This window comes from Streptomyces indicus, from assembly GCF_900100315.1.
In the GTDB taxonomy this organism is placed as follows: domain Bacteria; phylum Actinomycetota; class Actinomycetes; order Streptomycetales; family Streptomycetaceae; genus Streptomyces; species Streptomyces indicus.
On record NZ_FNFF01000001.1, the window covers coordinates 447,393 to 465,973 of the forward strand.

Consider the following 18,581-nt stretch of genomic DNA (forward strand, 5'->3'; position numbering starts at 1 on the left):
CGACGCCCTGCCTTCAGCCGCCCGCCCGGATGATCCCCGCGAGGGCGCGTTCGGCGAGGGCCGTGATGGTCAGGGAGGGGTTGGCGCCGGCCGCGTTGCCGGGCAGCAGCGTGCCGTCCACGACGTACAGGCCCTTCATGCCGCGCACCCGGCCCTCCAGATCCGTGACGCGCCCGATCTCGCAGCCGCCGACGGGATGCGCGGTGGGCAGGAAGGAGAGCGTGTACGGCACCGGTTCGCAGCCCGGGGAGGCTTCGGCGATACGGGTGTTGGCGGCGAGCGCGGCCCGGCGCGCGGCGGCCGTCTTCTCCGGGGACCAGTCGGTCAGGCGGACGGTGCGGGTGACCGGGTCGTAGCGGAAGGTGCCGCGGTGGTCGGTGTCGACCGTCATCGCGAAGGTCACCGACAGGGTGCGGTCCGCGGTCGGCGGGAAGTGTCCGCATTCGAGGGTGAGCGGCAGCCCGAAGCCGCTGTGCACGCGTGCCGTCGAGGCGATGGGCCCGCCCTGTGTGGGTCCCGAGTCGCTCGCGGGCACGATGCAGCCGGTGAACTGGTCGCCGTTGTCACCGAATCCGCTGCCGACGGCGGCCGGCAGGTCGGGGAGCGCGCCGGTCTCGCGTGCGGCGACGAGCAGCCGGTTCGTGCCGAGGGTGCCGGCGGCGAGGAACAGCAGCTCGCAGGTGATCGCTTCGGTCCCGGTCACCGTGCCGTCGGCGGCGCGGCGGCGGACTTCGAGGACGTATCCGCGCCTGTCGCGCTGGATGCGGACGACCTCGGCGCGGGCGCGCAGCTGGACCCGGCCGGTGGCGAGCGCCTCGGACAGGTAGGTGCGGCGCAGGGTGAGCTTCGCGCCGGAGGTGGTGGCGCCGACGGGGTCGCCCGCCGTCACGACGGAGCGGGTGCGGCCGGCCAGTTCGTCGCGTACCGCCTGCCAGTTGAAGGCCGCCTCCACGGCCGCCGTGGCGAACCCGGCGCGCCGCATCCGGGCGTCCCAGGACCGCACATGCGTGTACGGGGCGGAGGCGTAGACGTCGCGCGGCAGGGGCGTGGCCCGCAGCATGCGGCGCGCCAGCGGGAACCAGGTGCGGGCGAGTTCGTCGTAGCGCAGGCCCTTGGGGTAGAGGCGCTCGAAGTACCGGCGCTGGGGTCCGAGCGTGACGCCGAAGTAGCCGACGGAGCCCCCGCCGACCGCCGCGCCCGCGAGCATGCCGAGTCCCGACTCGCGGTGCTCCTCCACTCCCCCGTCCTTCCCCGGTGTCTCCGCGCCGCGTTCGAGTACCAGGGTGTCGAGGCCGGCCCGGCCCAGGCGCAGGGCGGCCACCGCGCCGCCGAACCCGGAGCCGATCACCACGGCGGGGAAGCGCGTGCGGCGGGCGACGGCGGCCGCGGCACGGTCGGACGCGGGCAGGGTGGCCGCCGCGATACCGGCGAGCGTGCCGGTCGCGGCGAGGCCGAAGAGCTCACGGCGTCCGTACGGACGAAGAGGGGCTGGTGACATACGTCCGCTCCGGGGTCGGGCGGCCCGGCGCCGGCAGGCCGGTCCGCAGATGCGGACGAAACGTAACAAAGCCGAGCTCGAACTCCGCCTCCCGCCGCTCCGCCACTTCCCCCGAACTCCGCCTACCGCCGCTCCGACACCTCCCTCGAACTCCGCCTCCCGCCCCTCCGCTACTTCCCCTCGAACTGAGCCGCCCGCCGCGCCGCCTTCGCCGTGTAGCCCTCGCGGGAGTCCTCCGAGGTCAGGGTGAGGGCTGCCGCGAACGCGGTGCGTTCGAGCGCGTCCGCGAGGCCCGCGTCCGCGAAGAGGTCGATGTCGCGCTTGATGCCCTGGACGGCGAGCGGCGCGTTGGCAGCGATCTCCGCGGCGACGGACCGTGCGGTCTTCTCCAACTCCTCGCGCGGAGTGACCATTTGGAGCAGCCGGAGCCGCTCGGCGGTGGCCGCGTCGATCCTCCGGCCGGTCAGGGCGAGGAACTTCGCCCAGCCCGCGCCCGCGTCCCGCGCGATCCGCAGATCGCCGCCCGCGTCCACGGCCACCCCGATCTGGGCCTCGGGCAGGGCGAACACCGCGTCATCGGCGGCCACGCGGATGTCGGCCATGAGCGCGAGCTCGAAGCCGAAGCCGAGGCAGTAGCCCTGCACGGCGGCCACGACCGGCTGGGGCAGTCCGGCGAACACCCGCATGCGCTCGTGCACCCAGCGGATGCCCTCGTAGTAGTTGCGGGCGCGCTCGGCGCCGGAGCGGCCGGTGATCGCGCCGCCGGGCGCGGTGATGTCGATGCCCGCGCAGAACGCCCGGCCCTCGGCGCGCAGCAGCACCGCCCTGATGGAGTCGTCGAAGCGGATCCGGTCGGCGAACAGGCCGAGCTGGCGCGTGGACTCCCAGCTCCAGGCGTTGAGCTTGTCGGGCCGGCAGAGCGTGAGGATGCCGAGGCCGTCCTCGACCTCCAGGCGCATCCGCTCCTCGCCCTCGGCGATCTCCGTGCTCGTGGTGTCGATCATCCGCGCCCCCTACCGTTTCTGACGTCGCGTCAGGGTAGGGGGCGGGAGTCGGACTATGAAGGGCCCGGACGCCACTGCGCCCGGGCCCCGTTCGCGGCGCTCAGCGCTCGTACACGTGGAACCCGATCGCGGGCTTCCCGCCGAAGCGGTCGCCGACGAAGCTGCTCGTCATGGTGATGATCCCGCGCGCGTACGCCTCGGGGTCCTCGTCGGTCAACGCCTCGATGTACGCGCGGTGTTCGAGCAGCGAGGCGACCGCGCGCTCGAAGCCGGGCTCCGCGGCGATGGCGTGCGTGGGCGTGTCCGAGCCCGCGATGGCGATCCACTTCACGCCGCCCCACGGGGCCAGACCCTGCTCGCCGAGCTCGGGGAAGATCCACCGGTTGCCCGCGTCGCCCACGGCGTCGATGGCGGCCTGGCCGACGGCGCGGTGGTCGGGGGTGTTGAGGAAGCGGCCGCCGAACGACTCGTGGTGGTTGAGGGTGATGACGAGCTCGGGCCTGTGGCGGCGGATGGCGGCCGCGATGTCACGGCGCAGCGCCGTGCCGTACTCGATGACGCCGTCCTTGTGGTCGAGGAACTCGACCGTCTGCACACCCACGGCCGCCGCGCTCGCCAGCTGCTCCTGCTCGCGCAGCGGACCGCACTTGTCCGGTTCCAGGGTGTCGATCCCGGCCTCACCCCGGGTGGCGAGCAGATACACGACCTCCTTGCCGGCATCGGTCCACTGGGCGATCGCACCCGCGCACCCGTACTCCAGGTCGTCGGGGTGCGCGACCACCGCGAGGGCGCGCTGCCAGTCCTCGGGCATGGGAGCGAGCTGTTGCGTCTCTTCGGCCATGGCCGCAATGTAACGCCCGCCACCGACAGGGCACCGGTGATTCCGCAAGCGGTGGGAACCGTTCAGGCCGGCCCGCGGACGGCTGCGCGCCCGTCTGCCGCACGACGCCTCCGTCCCTGCCCCGAGGCGCGCGACGCGTACGCTGCACCCGACCGTCCGACCGAACGACCACGGACCGGCCGACCGGCCGACTGAGGAGGAGCCGCGATGCGCGTCGCCCTGTTCCTGACGTGTGTCAACGACACGCTCTATCCCGGCACCGGACGGGCGGTGGTGAAGCTCCTGACGCGGCTCGGTGTCGAGGTCGACTTCCCGATGGCGCAGACCTGTTGCGGCCAGGCCCACTACAACACCGGGTACCGGCACGGGGCAGAGCCCCTTGCGCGGCACTACGCCGAGGTGTTCGGCGGGTACGAGGCGATCGTGACGCCGTCCGGCTCCTGTGCGGCGATGGTGCGCGAGCTGTATCCGCGGCTGGGCGCGCGGGCCGCGGCCGAGGGCCGGGGCGGTGAACTCGCGCGCGTGCTGGCCCCGGTGGTGCCGAAGACCTACGAACTCACCGAGTTCCTGGTCGATGTGCTCGGTGTGGTCGACGTGGGCGCGTACTACCCGCATCGCGTGACGTACCACCCGACCTGTCACGGGCTGCGCTCCCTCGGCCTGGGCGACCGGCCGAGGCGTCTCCTGGAAGCGGTGCGGGGGCTGGAGTTGGTGGAGCTGCCGGGGGCGGAGGAGTGCTGCGGTTTCGGCGGCACCTTCGCCGTCAAGAACCCGGACGTCTCGGCGGCGATGGGCCTGGACAAGGTCCGCAACGCCGAGTCCACGGGCGCCGAGCGCCTGTGTGCAGCGGACAACTCCTGTCTGATGCACCTCGGTGGCACGATGAGCCGGCTGCGTACGGGGATCGAGCCCGTGCACCTCGCGGAGATCCTGGCGGGCACGGCGGCGGACACGGGCGGCGACATCGAGGAGGCAGGGGTATGAGCGGGACGTTCGTCGGCATGCCGGCTTTCCCTGCGGCGGCGCGCGAAGCGGTGGGCGACGCGACGCTGCGCGCCAATCTGCGCCACGCCACGCACACCATCCGCGACAAGCGGGCCCGCGCAGTCGCGGAACTCGACGACTGGGCCGCGCTGCGCGAGGCCGGCCGGCGCATCAAGGACCACACGCTGCGTCATCTCGACACGTATCTGGTGCAGTTGGAGGAGTCGGTGACGGCCGCGGGTGGCACCGTGCACTGGGCGGCCGACGCGGACGAGGCCAATGCGATCGTGACGGAGCTCGTGCGGGCGACCGGCGAACGCGAGGTCGTCAAGGTCAAGTCGATGGCCACGCAGGAGATCGGGCTCAACGAGGCGCTGGAGGAGGCCGGGATCCGCGCGTACGAGACGGACCTCGCCGAACTCATCGTGCAGCTCGGCAAGGACCGCCCCTCGCACATCCTGGTGCCCGCCATCCACCGCAACCGCGGCGAGATCGGCGCCATCTTCCGCCGGGAGATGGCCGGTTGGGGCCGTCCGGCGCCCGAGGGTCTCACGGACAGCCCCGCCGAGCTGGCCGAGGCGGCGCGGCTGCATCTGCGCGAGAAGTTCCTGCGCGCCAAGGTCGGGATCTCCGGCGCCAACTTCATGGTGGCCGAGACCGGCACGCTCGTGGTCCTGGAATCGGAGGGGAACGGGCGGATGTGCCTCACGCTGCCCGAGACCCTGATCTCGGTGGTCGGCATCGAGAAGGTCGTCCCCACGTGGCGCGACCTCGAGGTCTTCCTCCAGACGCTGCCCCGCTCCTCGACGGCCGAGCGCATGAACCCGTACACCTCGACATGGACCGGCACCACGGACGGGGACGGCCCGAAGACCTTCCATCTCGTCCTGCTCGACAACGGCCGCACCGACACCCTCGCCGACGAGGTGGGCCGCCAGGCCCTGCGCTGCATCCGCTGCTCGGCCTGCCTCAACGTCTGCCCCGTGTACGAGCGGGCCGGCGGCCACGCGTACGGCTCCGTCTATCCCGGGCCGATCGGCGCGATCCTCAGCCCTCAACTGCGCGGCATGGGCAGCGAGATCGACAGGTCGCTGCCGTTCGCCTCCTCGCTGTGCGGCGCGTGCTACGAGGTGTGCCCGGTCGCCATCGACATCCCCGAGGTGCTCGTGCACCTGCGGGAGCGGGTGGCCGAGGGCGGCGAGGTGGTACGCAACGGGGCGCGGATCACCGTACGTCCGGCCAAGGGGCACGCGGCCGAGCGGGCGGCGATGCGGGCCGCGGCCTGGGCCTTCCGCCGGCCCGGCGTCCTGCGCACCGGGCAGCGCCTGGCGTCGGGGACGCGGCGGCTCCATCCGCGCAGGCTGCCGGGCCCCGGCCGGGCGTGGAGCGCGAGCCGGGAACTGCCCGAGGTTCCGCGCGAGTCGTTCCGCGACTGGTGGCAGCGCACCCAGGGCGGCCCCGCGGAGGGGAGCACCAAGTGAGCAGCAGGGAAAGGGTGTTGGCGCGGGTACAGCGGGCGGTGGGTGAGCGCCCGGAGAGCGCGGCGGAGGCGTACGTACGGGAGGTTCCGCGCACCTACCTCGTGGAGCACGGAGCGCGGACGACGGCCGAGACCGTCGATCTGCTGGCGGAGAACCTCGCGGACTATCGCGCCCTCGTGCACCGCACGGACGAGGAGGAGCTCCCGTACCTGCTGATGCGGCTGCTGGCCGAGGCGGGACCGGACACCGTTCTGGTGCCGCCCGGCCTGCCTCCGGAATGGCTGGCCGCGGCCGACCCCGTGCGCCTCCACGACCGTGCGGTGAGCACGCCCCAGGAGCTCGACCGGGTGGGTGCGGTGGTGACGGGCTGCGCCCTCGCCGTCGCGGAGACCGGCACGATCGTCCTCGACGGCTCCCCCGACCAGGGGCGGCGCCGCATCACGCTGATCCCCGATCACCACATCTGCGTCGTACGCGTGCCGCAGCAGGTGGTCGCGTCCGTGCCGCAGGCACTCTCCCGACTGGACCCGCGGCGCCCGCTGACCTGGATCTCCGGCCCTTCCGCGACCAGCGACATCGAGCTGGACCGGGTGGAGGGTGTACACGGCCCGCGGACGCTCCAGGTGATCCTCGTGGAATGACGAGCCCGCCGCACGCGAGGGCCCTCCCGGAACGGCCGCACCCGGTGTGCGGCCGCCTGCGCCCGCTCGTAGCGTGAGCTCATGATCCGGTTCGAGCGGGTGACCAAGCGGTACGCCGACGGCACCACGGCCGTGGACGACCTGTCCTTCGAGGTGGCCGAGGGCGAACTGGTGACGCTCGTCGGCCCCTCGGGCTGTGGCAAGACCACCACGATGATGATGATCAACCGGCTGATCGAGCCCACCGAGGGGAAGATCTTCGTCGACGGCGAGGACATCTCCCAGGTGGACCCCGTGCAGCTGCGGCGCCGTATCGGCTACGTCATCCAGCAGGTCGGGCTCTTCCCGCACCGCACGATCCTCGACAACACCGCCACCGTGCCCGCCCTCGTGGGCTGGAAGCGCGCCAAGGCGAAGGCGCGCGCGGCGGAGCTGCTCGACATGGTCGGCCTCGATCCGAAGAAGTACGGCTCCCGCTACCCGGACCAGCTCTCGGGCGGTCAGCGCCAGCGTGTGGGCGTGGCCCGGGCCCTGGCCGCCGATCCGCCGGTGCTCCTGATGGACGAACCCTTCGGCGCGGTCGACCCGGTGGTGCGCGAGCAGTTGCAGGACCAGTTCCTGGAGATGCAGGCGAGCGTCCGCAAGACCGTCGTGATGGTCACGCACGACATCGAGGAGGCCGTGCGGCTCGGCGACCGGATCGCGGTGTACGGGCAGGGCCGCATCGAGCAGTTCGACTCCCCCGGCGCCGTACTCGGCAATCCGGCCACCCCGTATGTGGCGGAGTTCGTCGGCGCCGACCGCGGTCTCAAGCGGCTCTCGGTCACGCGGATCGAGGCCGACGACCTGGAGGAGCCGCCGCTCGCCCGCCTGGACGAGTCCGCCGCCGCGGCCGCGGCCCGGCTCCGCGCCCAGGGCGCCCGCTGGGCGGTCTGCCTCGACGAGGACGGCGATCTGCACGGCTGGGCGGGCGTCGACGAACTCGCGCTGGCGGGAGACGCGCAGGTGGGCGAGCTGGCCCACCGGATGAACTCCTGGGTCCCCGTGGGCGCCCCGCTCAAGACGGCGTTCGGTGTGATGCTCCAGCACGACGCGGGCTGGGTCGCGGTCCTGGACGGCGCCCGCTTCCTCGGGGTCCTCACCCCGGCGAAACTGCACGAGGCCCTGCGCCGCTCGGTGGACGCGGACGCCCTGGGCGTCAGCCGCGACCAGGTGGAGTTCGACTCGGTCTCGGACGCGTAGCCCGTGGCGGGGCTCGTGACCGCGAGGAGGGGGGCAGCCCGGACCGGCTGATCGCTCTGTCGGACGGGATCTATGCGATCGCCACGACGCTCCTGGTCCTCGACGTGGAGGTGCCCGGCGGCCTGGACGGTGCGGGCTCGCGGCACGCGGTCGCCCACCTGTGACCGCAAGTGGCCGCGTACCTGTTCAGCTTCTACATCCTGGCGACGTTCTGGCGCGACCACCGCAAGCTGTTCCGGCACGTGCGCCGGGTGGACCCCGCCCTCCTGCGGCTCACCCTCGCCTCCCTCGGAGCCATCGCGCTGCTGCCCTTCCCCACCGCCCTGCTGGCCGAATACCGCACCGAGCCCCTGGCCGTTGCCCTGTACGCGGGCGTCATCACCTGCACCGTCGGTCTGCATCTGGCGATCGCCGCAGTGGTCTGGCGCCATCCCGACGTGCAGGCCGGGCCCATCAGCGATCGGCTCGGGCGCGGGGTGGTCCGGGGTCACAGGCCGGATCCTGCGGGACACGCACGCGCCCACGCGCCAGACCTAGAGCAGCCCCTTCTCCTTCAGATACGTCTCCGCCACGTCCTCCGGCAACCGGCGCCAGCTGTCCACCTGTTGGTTCATCGAGGCCAGGTCCGCGGTGGTGAGGACCGTGTTGAGGCGGCCGAGTGCCGCGGCGACCTTCTCGCTGCCGGCCCGTGAGCGGTTGACGACGGGGACGATGTAGTCGGCGTTCTGGAGCTTCTTGTCGTCGGCGAGCAGGACCAGGCCGAACTCGCCGAGTGTGGCGTCCGTGCTCGTGGTGAGCACCATCTGGTCCTGGCCGCTCTGGACGGCCTTCTTCGCCTGCGTGGTGCCGACGCCCTTCGGGTCGACGGCGGTGATGTTGATCCCGTACGTCTTCTCCAACCCCGGCTTGCAGTAAGGGCGTTTGACGCATTCGTCGCCCGCGGCGAGGCGGACCTTCAGGCCGGAGCGGCCGAGGTCGGAGAGGGTCTTGAGGTTGTGCTGCTTGGCATACGCGGAGGTGACCGCGAAGGCGTTCTGGTCGACCGCCTTGCCCGGGTCGAGGACCGTGAGGCCGCGGGGGGTGGCGAGGTCTCGCAGCGCCTTCATCGTGGCGTCGAGGTCGGGTGAGCCGACCGGGGGTGCGTCGGCTCCGTTGGCCTTGGCGTTCAGCCAGTCCGCGAAGGTGGCCGCGTATTCGGGGACGACGTCGATCTGGCCGGATTCCAGGGCCGGTTCGTACAGTTCGCGGTTGGCGACCGTCAGGAGCGTGGTCTTGTATCCAGCCGCGGAGAGGAGCTTCGCGTACATCTGCGCGAGCAGGTCGCTCTCCGTGAACCCGGCCGAGCCGATGGTCAGGGACTTGCTGTCGCCGGGCGGAGCGGTGACCTCGCCCTGGTTCTCCAGGGAGGGCCCGGTGGTGCAGCCCGCGAGCAGCGCCACGAGTACACAGCCGGCCGCGATCCGTCTCATGCCGCGCTCCTCCCCCGCGCCCAGCCCGGGGCGAGGCGTTCGGCGAGTTCGAAGAGCCCTTCGACGATCAGGGCGAAGGCCGCCACCAGGACGGCGCCCGCCACCACCTGGGCCGTGGAGGCGAGGTTGAAGCCCGCGGTGATGATGCGGCCGAGTCCGCCGCCGCCCGCGAGCGCCGCGATGGTGGCGGTGGCGACCAGCTGCACCGCGGCGATCCGTACGCCGTTGAGGATCATCGGGAGCGCGAGCGGCAGTTCCACCCGCCACAGCATCTGCGAGCCCGTCATGCCCATCCCGCGAGCGGCCTGCACGACGCTGCGGTCCACCTCGCGCATGCCGACGTAGGCGTTGGTGAGCAGTGGCGGTACGGCGAAGAGGACGAGCGCGACGATGGTCGGCCCCTGGCCCCATTTGCCGATCGGGGTCAGGAGCAGCAGGACCAGGACGGCGAAGGTGGGCACCGCGCGGCCGACGTTGGAGATGTTCACGGCGAGCGCCCCGCCCTTGCCGAGGTGGCCGAGGACCAGCGCGACGGGCAGCGCGATCAGACAGCTGATCACCAGGCAGACCACGGTGAGCAGCAGATGCTCGGTCAGACGGTGCCAGACGCCGTCGCCGCCCGACCAGTGGGCGGGGTCGGTGAGCCAGTCCCAGGCGTCGCTCAGCGTCTTCATCCGCGCGCCCCTCTCTGCCAGGGCGTGAGCAGGCGCTGCACCCCGAGCAGCAGCAGATCCGCGGCGATCGCGATCACCACGCAGAGCACGGACGCGGTGAGGACCTGCGCCTTGAAGTACGTGTTCATGCCGGCGTAGATGAGGTTGCCGAGCCCTCCGTAGCCGACGATCGCGCCGACCGTGACGAGGGAGACGGCCGAGACGGTGGCGATGCGCAGACCCGCCATGGCGGCCGGTACGGCGAGCGGCAGTTCGACGGTGAGCAGCAGGCGGATCGGCCCGTATCCCATGCCGCGTGCGGCCTGCCGGGTCTCCTCGGGCACGGCGCGCAGACCGGCCAGGATGTTGCGGACCAGGAGGGTCAGCGAGTAGAGCACGAGTCCGGCGACGACGAGCGCCGCGGAGAGCCCGTACACCGGGAGCAGCAGCGAGAACATCGCGAGCGAGGGGATCGTGTAGAGCACGGTCGTCAGGCCGAGCACGGGTCCCGCCGCCCAGTTCCAGCGGCGGGCGGCCACGGCCAGCGGGACGGCGAGCACCAGGCCGATCAGCACGGACACGGCGGTGATCTCCAGATGCTGGAGCACCGCGTCCATGAGGATCTCGCTGCGGGTGGTCAGGTACTTGCCGCAGATCCACTCGTTGCGCGCCAGACAGTCGTCCGGGGCGGTCACCTGGGGCGCGGTCACCTGTCCATTCAAGGCCGCACTCCGCGTGGCGGCCCGCTGTGGGGGCCCGTACGGGTGCCACAGTCGGCGGGACCCGTGCCGGCGGACCGCGCCGCCGGGGGACGACCGAGGAGCGGATGTGTGGCACGACCTGGTGGATGCGGGGATTCCGTACGGCGAGAAGGCGCTGCGGACGGTCGCGGTGTACCTCATCGTGCTCGTGCTGCTCAGGTTCGCCGGGAAACGGGACCTCGCGCAGCTCAACACCTTCGACCTGGTCGTGATGCTGCTGCTGTCGAACGTGGTGCAGAACGCCGTGATCGGGCCCGACGATTCGGTGACGGGGGCCGCCTTCGGGGCCGCGGTCCTGATGGTGGTGAACGCGGCGATGGTGCGGGCGGCGCAGGCCTCCGACCGGCTCGGGCGGCTCCTGGAGGGCACGCCGGTGGAGCTCGCGCGGGACGGGCGGTGGCTGGCGGGGCCGGTGCGGCGCTACGGACTGCGGACGGCCGACCTCGATGTGGCGGTGCGCCGGCAGGGCGGTGACGACGTCGCGGAGACGACCACGGTGAGTCTGGAGCCTGGCGGCACGCTGCTGGTGACGCTGCGGGACGGGGACCAGGCGGCCGACAAGAACGACATCGCGCAGCTGCGGGCCGAGCTCGCTCTGCTGCGGGAGCAGCTGGGGCGCGCGGAGGGCCGGTGAGGAGCCCGGGGGCGTGAGGGGCCGGCCGTCTCCCGTCGTGTGTGGTCCCGCGGGCGTGAAGGTTCCGGCCGGCTCGCCGCCTGTGGTCCCGCACCCCGGGGCGCGGGGTCTTCGCAGCGCCCCGGGGTGCGGTGTCTCAGGCCGGCGCCACGGGGCGCCGTGGTGCGGTCAGCGCCCGAGGGCGCGGTCCACGGTGCGGATCAGTTCGCCGTCTTCGGTGTCCCCGTCGAGCGACCAGAACATCGCGCCGCCGAGGCCGCGGGCCTTCACATACAGGGACTTCTGGGCGAGCACGGCCGGGTCGTCGTAGGTCCACAGCGTGCTGCCGTCGAAGAGCCAGGCGTGGCCTTCGCGCAGATTGCGGTGGAGCTTGTACGTGCCCGAGGCGGCGAGCGCCTTCAGCTCCTTGTAATCGGCGTACCCGTTGGCCCACTTGGCGGGCGCGGGCCCGGTGGCGGGCTGCCCGAGGCCGTCCCCGCCGCCGCCGACCCCGGTCCAGCCCTGTCCGTAGAAGGGCATGCCGACCACCAACTTGCGGGCGGGCGCGCCGCGTTCGAGCCAGGCCTGCACCGTGCCGTGCACGCTGAAGTCGTCCTTCGCGAACAGCGCGGACTGCTGGGCCGTGGTCTTCTCGCCGCTGACGTGGAAGTCGTAACCCTGGAGGGTCACGAAGTCCAGGTCCCGCATGATCTTCTTCACCTCGAAGCCGGCGTCGATCTTCGACTCGGCGGTGGGCACGAAGGCGGAGAGGTCGTAGTGCTTGCGGTTCTTCCTGCCGAGCGCGTCGAGCTGGGCGCGGAACTCGGCGACGAGCGCGGTGAAGTTCTGCTTGTCCTCGGGCCGGAACACGGTGTCCACATCGCCCTCGGAGCCGGGCCACTCCCAGTCGAGGTCGACGCCGTCGAACACCCCGGCCGCCGCGCCCTCGCCGCCGCGCACCCCGTCCTTGGGCAGGTTGCCCTTCAGGTAGAGGTCGACGCAGGAGGACACAAGGGCCTTGCGGGACTCGGGAGTTCGCACCGCGTCGGAGAAGTGCGTGGACCAGGACCAGCCGCCGAGCGAGATCATCACCTTCAGGCCGGGGTGCTTGGCCTTGAGTTCCTTGAGCTGGTTGAAGTTGCCGGCGAGCGCCTGGGTGTCGGTGTCGGCGACGCCGTCCACGGAGTTCTCCGCGTCGAGCGGGCGCTGGTAGTCGGCCCAGGGGTCGGACTCGCCGGGCACGGGGTTCAGGAAGCACTTGCCTTCCGGACTGACGTTGCCGAAGGCGTAGTTGATGTGGGTGAGGCGGGCAGCGGCGCCGCTGCGGTCCAGGTCCTGGACCTGGAAGTCGCGGCCGTACACCCCCCACTGGGTGAAGTAGCCGACGCGCTTGAGGGCGGTGCGGCCGCGCTCGCCCTGAGCATCGCCGCGGCTGCTCTCCTGGGCCTGGGCGAACGGGGCGAGCAGGGCGACGAGGCAGACGGCGGCGGCCGCCTGGGGAAGCAGTCTTCGGCGCATGGAGGCTCATTCCTGGTCGACGGACGAGGACCAACTGGCCTGCTGCCGACGGGAGTCGGCCCGCCGAAGTTATTGGTCTGGACCATGCGGGGTCAAGGGTGCGTGCGCAACGTCAGGGGGTGGGGATGCCCGCGGGACCGCGTCCGGGGCGCCCGAACTCGACCGGAACGCCCGGGGACCACAGCACACTGACCGGCGGTCCGACGGGACGCGGCAGCCCGGCCGCCTCGATCAACTCCTCTTCGCATACGAGCAGTTCGGCGCGGTGCAGCGGCCAGCGCGGGTGGCGGTTGGGCAGGTAGCGGGTGGCCCCGCCGAAGAAGGCGCTGTGCAGGCCCCAGCGTGCGGTGAGGAAGTGCTCGAGCTCGCTCGGCTCCTCGACCGGGGCGCCGATCCGCAGCGCGACGCGGCTGCTCGCGCCCCGCGGACCGGGCCACCGCCGGCGGCTCTCGTACGCGACCGCGTCGCCGTCCCTGCGGACGGACATCTTCGACCAGAGGTAGGGCAGCCCGAAGGCCGCACGGCCGACCGTCACCGGGATCAGCCGCGAGGCGTCGAGGCTGCGGAAGACCACGCCGCGCCGGCCGCGCTCGTCCACCGAGTACAGGCGCACGTTGGTCTCGGGGAAGGACCCGAGGTACGGGACGCCGGGCAGCCGGAACCAGCCGACGCGGTGCATACGGAAGGCCACGAGCCCGACGTACGTGAGTCCGTCCAGCGTGTCGGGGACGGTGCCCGCGGGCAGCAGCGGCGCGACCTGGGCGGGGTCGGCCGCCCAGTGCACGAACGCGAGGTCGAGCCAGGACTGGGTGAGCAGGGCGCGGGCCGGGTGGCCGGGCGGGTCGGCGCTGATCGGCTCGGGGCGGGCGGGCGTGTACGTCACCCGGGCAGGGTCGCAGACCGGCCGGCCGCGGTGCCGGGCGGGCCGCGCTCGGGCGCCTCCGGCGCGGGCCGCAGTCGGACGCGGCGTCGGCGCGGACCCGGCCGGGGCGCCCGTACTTTCGGCCGATGCCCTTATGTTCCGCGTATGGACAAAGGGCTCTTAAGCCCTGCTCACAGGGCCGTCACAGTGGAAAGCAGTGACTGACCTGTAGGCCGGGTCCGCGGTGCAAGGGCGCGTCGCGGGCGTGGATCCCGTCGGACACGGACCCGCGCATCCCCCGGCATCGGGAAGCGGGACCGGACGGCGGTGCCGGCCACCCACCCGGGCGCGCGACGGCTCTGCGCGCGCCTCGACCCCTCGAGGAACGCCCCATGGCGACCAGCCTGCCCCTGGCCCCCGCACCCGCCCCGGAGCACCGACCCGGCGGCAAGACCTTCTTCGGCCACCCGCGCGGACTTGCCACGCTCTTCATGACCGAGATGTGGGAGCGCTTCAGCTTCTACGGCATGCGCGCGCTGCTCCCGCTGTACCTGATCTCCGGCGGCGCGGACGCCGCTAAGGGCATGCAGGGCGGCGGGCTCGGGATGACCCTCGCGAGCGAGGCCGCGATCTTCGCGCTCTACTCCGGCCTGGTCTACCTCCTGACGCTGCCCGGCGGCTGGTTCGGCGACCGGGTCTGGGGTCCCCGCAGAACCGTCACCATCGCGGCCGTGGCCATCATGGCGGGCCATCTGCTGCTCGCCGTGCCGGGCGCCCCCACGTTCTTCGCCGGACTCGCGCTGGTCGCGATCGGCTCGGGCCTGCTCAAGGCCAACATCTCGACGATGGTCGGGCATCTCTACGACGGCCCGGACGACCCGCGCCGCGACGGCGGCTTCACGGTGTTCTACATGGGCATCAACCTCGGCGGTCTGCTCGCGCCGCTGGCCATCGGCACCGTCGGCGAGACCGTCAGCTGGCACCTCGGCTTCGCGCTCGCGGCGGTCGGCATGGGCCTCGGCCTCGTCCAGTTCCTGCTCGGCACCCGCCATCTCAGCGCGGCCTCGAACGTGGTGCCCAAGCCGCTGAGCGCCGCCGAGCGCCGCAGCGTGACGGTCAAGTCGCTGCTCGCGCTGGCCTGTGCCGCGGCGCTGTACCTCGTCGTCGGGACGGCAGGCACCATCACCGAGAAGTGGCTGACCGTGCCGCTGGCCGCGCTCGGGATCCTCGTCCCCGTGCTGCTCTTCGTCCGCATCAAGCGGGACCGCTCCCTGACCAGGATCGAGCAGTCGCGGATGTCCGGCTACATCTGGTTCTTCGTGGCCGCGACCGTGTTCTGGGCGATCTACGACCAGGGCTCGTACACGATGGCCACCTTCGCCGGCGACTCGGCGCAGAACAGCGTGCTCGGCTGGGAGTTCCCCGTCTCCTGGTACCAGTCGGTGAACCCGGTCCTGATCATGGCGCTCGCCCCGGTGGTCGCGAGCGCGTGGCTGTGGCTGAACCGCCGCGGCAAGGAGCCGAGCACCATCGTGAAGTTCGTCTGGGGCCTGGTGCTCGCGGGGATCTCGTTCTTCGTGTTCCTGATCCCGATGACCACCGCGGCCGGCGGTCACAAGGCCGCGGCGATGTGGCTCGTGGCGATCTACTTCGTGCAGACGGTCGGCGAGCTGTGCCTGTCGCCGGTGGGCCTGTCCCTGACGACCAAGATGTCGCCGGCGAAGTACGCCTCGCAGATGATGGGCGCGTTCTTCCTCGCGGCCACCGCGGGCGACTCGATCATGTCGCTGCTCAGCACCTACGGGGTGAACCTGGACAGCCGGGGCGTGGTGGGCGCCGAGGCCGCCGTGGCGGTGGTCGCGGGCCTCGCCATCTGGGTGTGCCGCGGGCGGGTGCAGCGCCTGATGGGCGGCATCAACTGACCCTGCCCGGACGGCAACGGGCAGCACGGCGAAGGGCCGTCGCACCCGCGGGTGCGACGGCCCTCCCTGTCCGTACGGATCGGACGGACCAGACGGATCAGACGGATCAGACAGATCAGACGGCCGGAGCCGGGTACGTCGGGTACTCGACGCCCGAGACGTGCTGCACGACCCGGATCACCTGGCACGAGTAGCCGAACTCGTTGTCGTACCAGAGGTAGAGGATCGCGTTGTCGCCCTCGACCTTGGTGGCGCCGGCGTCCACGATCGAGGCGTGGCGCGAGCCGATGAAGTCGCTGGAGACCGCGTCCGGCGTGGAGATGAAGTCGATCTGGCGGCGCAGCGGCGAGGTCAGCGAGACCTCGCGCAGGTGGTCGAGGACCTCCTCGCGGGTGGTCTCGCGGGCCAGCTGCAGGTTCAGGATCGCGATCGACACGTCCGGCACGGGCACGCGGATCGAGGAGCCGGTGATGTGCGCCTTGAGGTCGGGCAGCGCCTTGGAGACGGCCGAGGCGGCACCGGTCTCGGTGATCACCATGTTGAGCGGCGCGGAGCGGCCGCGGCGGTCGGCCTTGTGGTAGTTGTCCAGGAGGTTCTGGTCGTTGGTGAACGAGTGGACCGTCTCCACGTGGCCGCGCAGGACCCCGTACTCGTCGTCCATCGCCTTGAGCGGCGGGACGATCGCGTTGGTGGTGCAGGAGGCGCAGGAGATGATCTGCTCGTCCGGCTTGAGGCTGTCGTGGTTGACGCCGTGCACGATGTTCGGGACGTCGCCCTTGCCGGGGGCGGTCAGGACGACCTTGTCGACGCCGGGACGCAGGTGCTGCGAGAGGCCCTCGCGGTCGCGCCACTTGCCGGTGTTGTCGATGAGGATGGCGTCCTTGATGCCGTACGCGGTGTAGTCGACCTCGGAGGGGTCGTTCGCGTAGATCACCTTGATCTCGTTGCCGTTGGCGGTGATCGTGCTGTTCGCCTCGTCGACGGTGATCGTGCCCTGGAACTGGCCGTGGATCGAGTCGCGGCGGAGCAGCGAGGCGCGCTTGACGAGGTCGTCGGCGGCCCGGCCACCGCCGCCGCGGACCACGATGGCGCGCAGGCGCAGACCGTTGCCGGAGCCGGACTTCTCGATCAGGAGGCGGGCGACGAGGCGGCCGATGCGGCCGAAGCCGTAGAGCACGACGTCGCGGCCCTCACGGCACTCGATCTTGTTGGCGCCGGTGGCGCCGGCCACCGCCTCGGCGGTGAACTGCTCGACGCTCAGGCCGCGGTTGTCGGCCCGGTACTCCTCGGCCAGGCGGCCGATGTCGATCTGCGAGGGGCCGAGGTCCAGCGTGGTCAGGGCCTGGAGGAAGGGCAGCGTCTCGGTGACCGAGAGCTCCTCGCCGGCTATCTGACGCACGAAGCGGTGGGTCTTCAGGAGGGAGACCACCGACTTGTTCACCAGGGAGCGGCTGTGCAGCAGGACGGTCACGTCCCGCTCGCGGTGCAGCTTCCCGATGAGCGGGATCATCGACTCCGCGATCTCCTCGCGGTGCTTCCAGTTGGTGAACGAGTCGTCGTTGACAGTCACAGGGATTTCGCTTTCGAGCTAGGCGGCGCTCATATGCTAACTCCCCCCTGTTCAGGAGGGTGAAGGGGTGGGTCATCTCACTCCGTGGACTGCCCGGCTCCTGTATATGTGCGGCTTCCGTGACGTTTCGCCGTGCGTACGGGGGTCACTACGAGTGGCATGAACGCACTACGACTCCTGAAGAACCCGATGCGGGTCCGCGAGCCCGACCAGACCCTGCCGCTGCTTGCCGACGGCTACCGCTGGCTGCCCGCGCAGTGGGAGCAGACGGACGGCCCGATGGTGCGTACGCGCCTGATGGGACGGCCCGCGGTGGCCGTGCGCGGCCCCGAGGCGGTGCGCTTCTTCTACGAGGAGCCCCGCATCGAGCGGCACGACGCGCTGCCGGGCCCGGTGCTCTCCACACTGTTCGGGCACGGTGCCGTGCACACCCTGGACGGCCGGGACCACCAGGTGCGCAAGGCGATGTTCGTGGACCTGCTCAAGGATCCCGACCGGGTCGAGGCGCTGGCCTCGACCGTGGGCGCGGCCTGGGACACCGCGGCCGAGCAGTGGACCGACGGCCGCCGCGTGGTCCTGTTCGACGAGAGCGCCCGGCTGCTGACCCGGGCCGTGTGCCGGTGGGCCGGGCTCCCGCTCGACGCCTCGCGGGTGGACGACGTGACCCGCGACCTCGTGGCCATGGTGGACGGCTTCGCGACCGCAGGGCCGCGCCACATCCGGGCCCGGCGGGCCCGCCGCCGCGCCGAGCAGGGCCTGATGCGGCTCGTCACCCGGATCCGTACCGGCGAACGCAAGGCCGACCCCGGATCGGTGCTGGACGCCGTGGTCCACCACCAAGGCGCCGACGGCCTGCTCATCGACACGCACACCACCGCGGTCGAACTGCTCAACATCCTGCGCCCGACCGTGGCGATCAGCTGGTTCGTCGCCTTCGCCGGGCACGCGCTGCACGAGTGGCCGGACCAGAAGCGGCTGCTGCGCGAAGGCGGCGAGGAGTACGCGCGGGCCTTCGCGCACGAAGTGCGGCGGCACTATCCCTTCGCGCCGTTCGTCGCGGGCGTGGCCCAGGAGGAGCTGCACCACCGCGGTGAGCCCATCGAGGCGGGCACGCTCGTGCTGCTCGACCTGTACGGCCACGACCACGACGCGGAGCTCTGGGTGCGCCCGGACGACTTCGACCCCGGGCGCTTCACCGGCCGTACGCCGGAGCGCGACGAGCTGATCCCGCAGGGCGGCGGCGACGCCTCGGCCGGCCACCGCTGCCCCGGCGAGGACATCACGGTCCGGCTGCTCGGGCTGCTGTCCCTGCGCCTGGCCCGGCTGGAGTACCGGATGCCCGCGCAGGACCTGCGGATCCCGCTGGAGCGGATCCCCACGCGGCCGAAGAGCGGGGTCGTCCTGGGGGACGTGCGGTACGGGGATTGAGGCGCCACTCGGGGCTCACGGCCGCCTCAATCCCCGTACAGGGGCAGTCTCGGGGCTCACGGCCGCCTCAATCCCCGTACAGGGGCAGTCGCCG

At 72.0% G+C, this 18,581-nt stretch carries 16 protein-coding genes and 1 pseudogene; 8 read left to right on the forward strand and 9 right to left on the reverse strand.

Features of this window, described 5'->3' with window-relative positions; genetic code table 11:
- Positions 1 to 13 precede the first annotated feature (13 nt).
- The 3 genes from BLT97_RS02020 to BLT97_RS02030 form a co-directional block, all read right to left on the reverse strand.
- A complete protein-coding gene (locus tag BLT97_RS02020) occupies positions 14 to 1,498 on the reverse strand; it encodes a GMC oxidoreductase (RefSeq protein WP_093606880.1) in 1,485 nt (494 codons plus the stop codon).
- Between the two features lie 170 nt (positions 1,499 to 1,668).
- Positions 1,669 to 2,502, reverse strand: a complete 834-nt coding sequence (locus tag BLT97_RS02025; protein WP_093606881.1) for an enoyl-CoA hydratase/isomerase family protein — start codon at positions 2,500 to 2,502, stop codon at positions 1,669 to 1,671.
- 100 nt (positions 2,503 to 2,602) lie between these two features.
- Entirely contained in the window at positions 2,603 to 3,343 is a 741-nt protein-coding gene (locus BLT97_RS02030; protein ID WP_245769092.1) for a PIG-L deacetylase family protein, read from the reverse strand.
- Positions 3,344 to 3,550: 207 nt separating this feature from the next.
- On the opposite strand from BLT97_RS02030, the gene BLT97_RS02035 reads away from it, so the two are divergent.
- The 5 genes and pseudogenes from BLT97_RS02035 to BLT97_RS39045 form a co-directional block, all read left to right on the forward strand.
- Positions 3,551 to 4,327, forward strand: coding sequence for a (Fe-S)-binding protein (locus tag BLT97_RS02035; RefSeq protein WP_093606882.1), 777 nt, complete (start codon positions 3,551 to 3,553; stop codon positions 4,325 to 4,327).
- On the forward strand, positions 4,324 to 5,808 hold the full coding sequence (locus BLT97_RS02040; protein ID WP_093606883.1) for a lactate utilization protein B: 1,485 nt from the start codon (positions 4,324 to 4,326) through the stop codon (positions 5,806 to 5,808). Before BLT97_RS02035 ends, BLT97_RS02040 begins: the two co-directional genes overlap by 4 nt.
- Positions 5,805 to 6,449 carry a LutC/YkgG family protein gene (locus BLT97_RS02045; protein ID WP_093606884.1) on the forward strand — a complete coding sequence of 215 codons (645 nt, stop codon included), beginning with the start codon at positions 5,805 to 5,807 and terminating at the stop codon, positions 6,447 to 6,449. The genes BLT97_RS02040 and BLT97_RS02045 overlap by 4 nt, the downstream gene beginning before the upstream one ends.
- 81 nt (positions 6,450 to 6,530) lie before the next feature.
- Positions 6,531 to 7,691, forward strand: a complete 1,161-nt coding sequence (locus BLT97_RS02050) for an ABC transporter ATP-binding protein (RefSeq protein ID WP_093606885.1) — start codon at positions 6,531 to 6,533, stop codon at positions 7,689 to 7,691.
- Positions 7,692 to 7,747: 56 nt separating this feature from the next.
- A pseudogene (locus tag BLT97_RS39045) lies at positions 7,748 to 7,990 on the forward strand (TMEM175 family protein); the annotation flags it as partial.
- A 234-nt stretch (positions 7,991 to 8,224) separates the two neighbouring features.
- On the opposite strand, the gene BLT97_RS02060 reads toward BLT97_RS39045, so the two are convergent.
- The 3 genes from BLT97_RS02060 to BLT97_RS02070 are packed head-to-tail and all read right to left on the reverse strand — an operon-like array spanning position 8,225 to position 10,523.
- Positions 8,225 to 9,160, reverse strand: a complete 936-nt coding sequence (locus BLT97_RS02060; RefSeq protein ID WP_093606887.1) for an ABC transporter substrate-binding protein — start codon at positions 9,158 to 9,160, stop codon at positions 8,225 to 8,227.
- Entirely contained in the window at positions 9,157 to 9,834 is a 678-nt protein-coding gene (locus BLT97_RS02065; protein ID WP_093606888.1) for an ABC transporter permease, read from the reverse strand. Before BLT97_RS02065 ends, BLT97_RS02060 begins: the two co-directional genes overlap by 4 nt.
- Entirely contained in the window at positions 9,831 to 10,523 is a 693-nt protein-coding gene (locus tag BLT97_RS02070) for an ABC transporter permease (protein WP_093606889.1), read from the reverse strand. The genes BLT97_RS02065 and BLT97_RS02070 overlap by 4 nt, the downstream gene beginning before the upstream one ends.
- Before the next feature lie 118 nt (positions 10,524 to 10,641).
- On the opposite strand from BLT97_RS02070, the gene BLT97_RS02075 reads away from it, so the two are divergent.
- The gene (locus BLT97_RS02075; RefSeq protein WP_093606890.1) at positions 10,642 to 11,208 is read left to right on the forward strand and encodes a DUF421 domain-containing protein; all 567 of its coding nucleotides are present in this window, start codon (positions 10,642 to 10,644) and stop codon (positions 11,206 to 11,208) included.
- A 168-nt stretch (positions 11,209 to 11,376) separates the two neighbouring features.
- On the opposite strand, the gene BLT97_RS02080 is transcribed toward BLT97_RS02075, so the two are convergent.
- Together BLT97_RS02080 and BLT97_RS02085 are read right to left on the reverse strand one after the other, a co-directional pair.
- The gene (locus tag BLT97_RS02080; protein WP_093606891.1) at positions 11,377 to 12,705 is read right to left on the reverse strand and encodes a glycoside hydrolase family 18 protein; all 1,329 of its coding nucleotides are present in this window, start codon (positions 12,703 to 12,705) and stop codon (positions 11,377 to 11,379) included.
- A 112-nt stretch (positions 12,706 to 12,817) separates the two neighbouring features.
- Positions 12,818 to 13,588: a YqjF family protein gene (locus BLT97_RS02085; protein WP_093606892.1), complete on the reverse strand. Its 771-nt coding sequence runs from the start codon at positions 13,586 to 13,588 to the stop codon at positions 12,818 to 12,820.
- A 371-nt stretch (positions 13,589 to 13,959) separates the two neighbouring features.
- On the opposite strand from BLT97_RS02085, the gene BLT97_RS02090 reads away from it, so the two are divergent.
- Positions 13,960 to 15,489 carry a peptide MFS transporter gene (locus BLT97_RS02090; protein WP_093606893.1) on the forward strand — a complete coding sequence of 510 codons (1,530 nt, stop codon included), beginning with the start codon at positions 13,960 to 13,962 and terminating at the stop codon, positions 15,487 to 15,489.
- Positions 15,490 to 15,604: 115 nt separating this feature from the next.
- On the opposite strand, the gene BLT97_RS02095 is transcribed toward BLT97_RS02090, so the two are convergent.
- Positions 15,605 to 17,059, reverse strand: coding sequence for a glyceraldehyde-3-phosphate dehydrogenase (locus BLT97_RS02095; RefSeq protein WP_093606894.1), 1,455 nt, complete (start codon positions 17,057 to 17,059; stop codon positions 15,605 to 15,607).
- Positions 17,060 to 17,218: 159 nt separating this feature from the next.
- On the opposite strand from BLT97_RS02095, the gene BLT97_RS02100 reads away from it, so the two are divergent.
- Positions 17,219 to 18,487, forward strand: a complete 1,269-nt coding sequence (locus BLT97_RS02100) for a cytochrome P450 (RefSeq protein ID WP_245769093.1) — start codon at positions 17,219 to 17,221, stop codon at positions 18,485 to 18,487.
- The last annotated feature ends 94 nt before the right edge of the window (positions 18,488 to 18,581 follow it).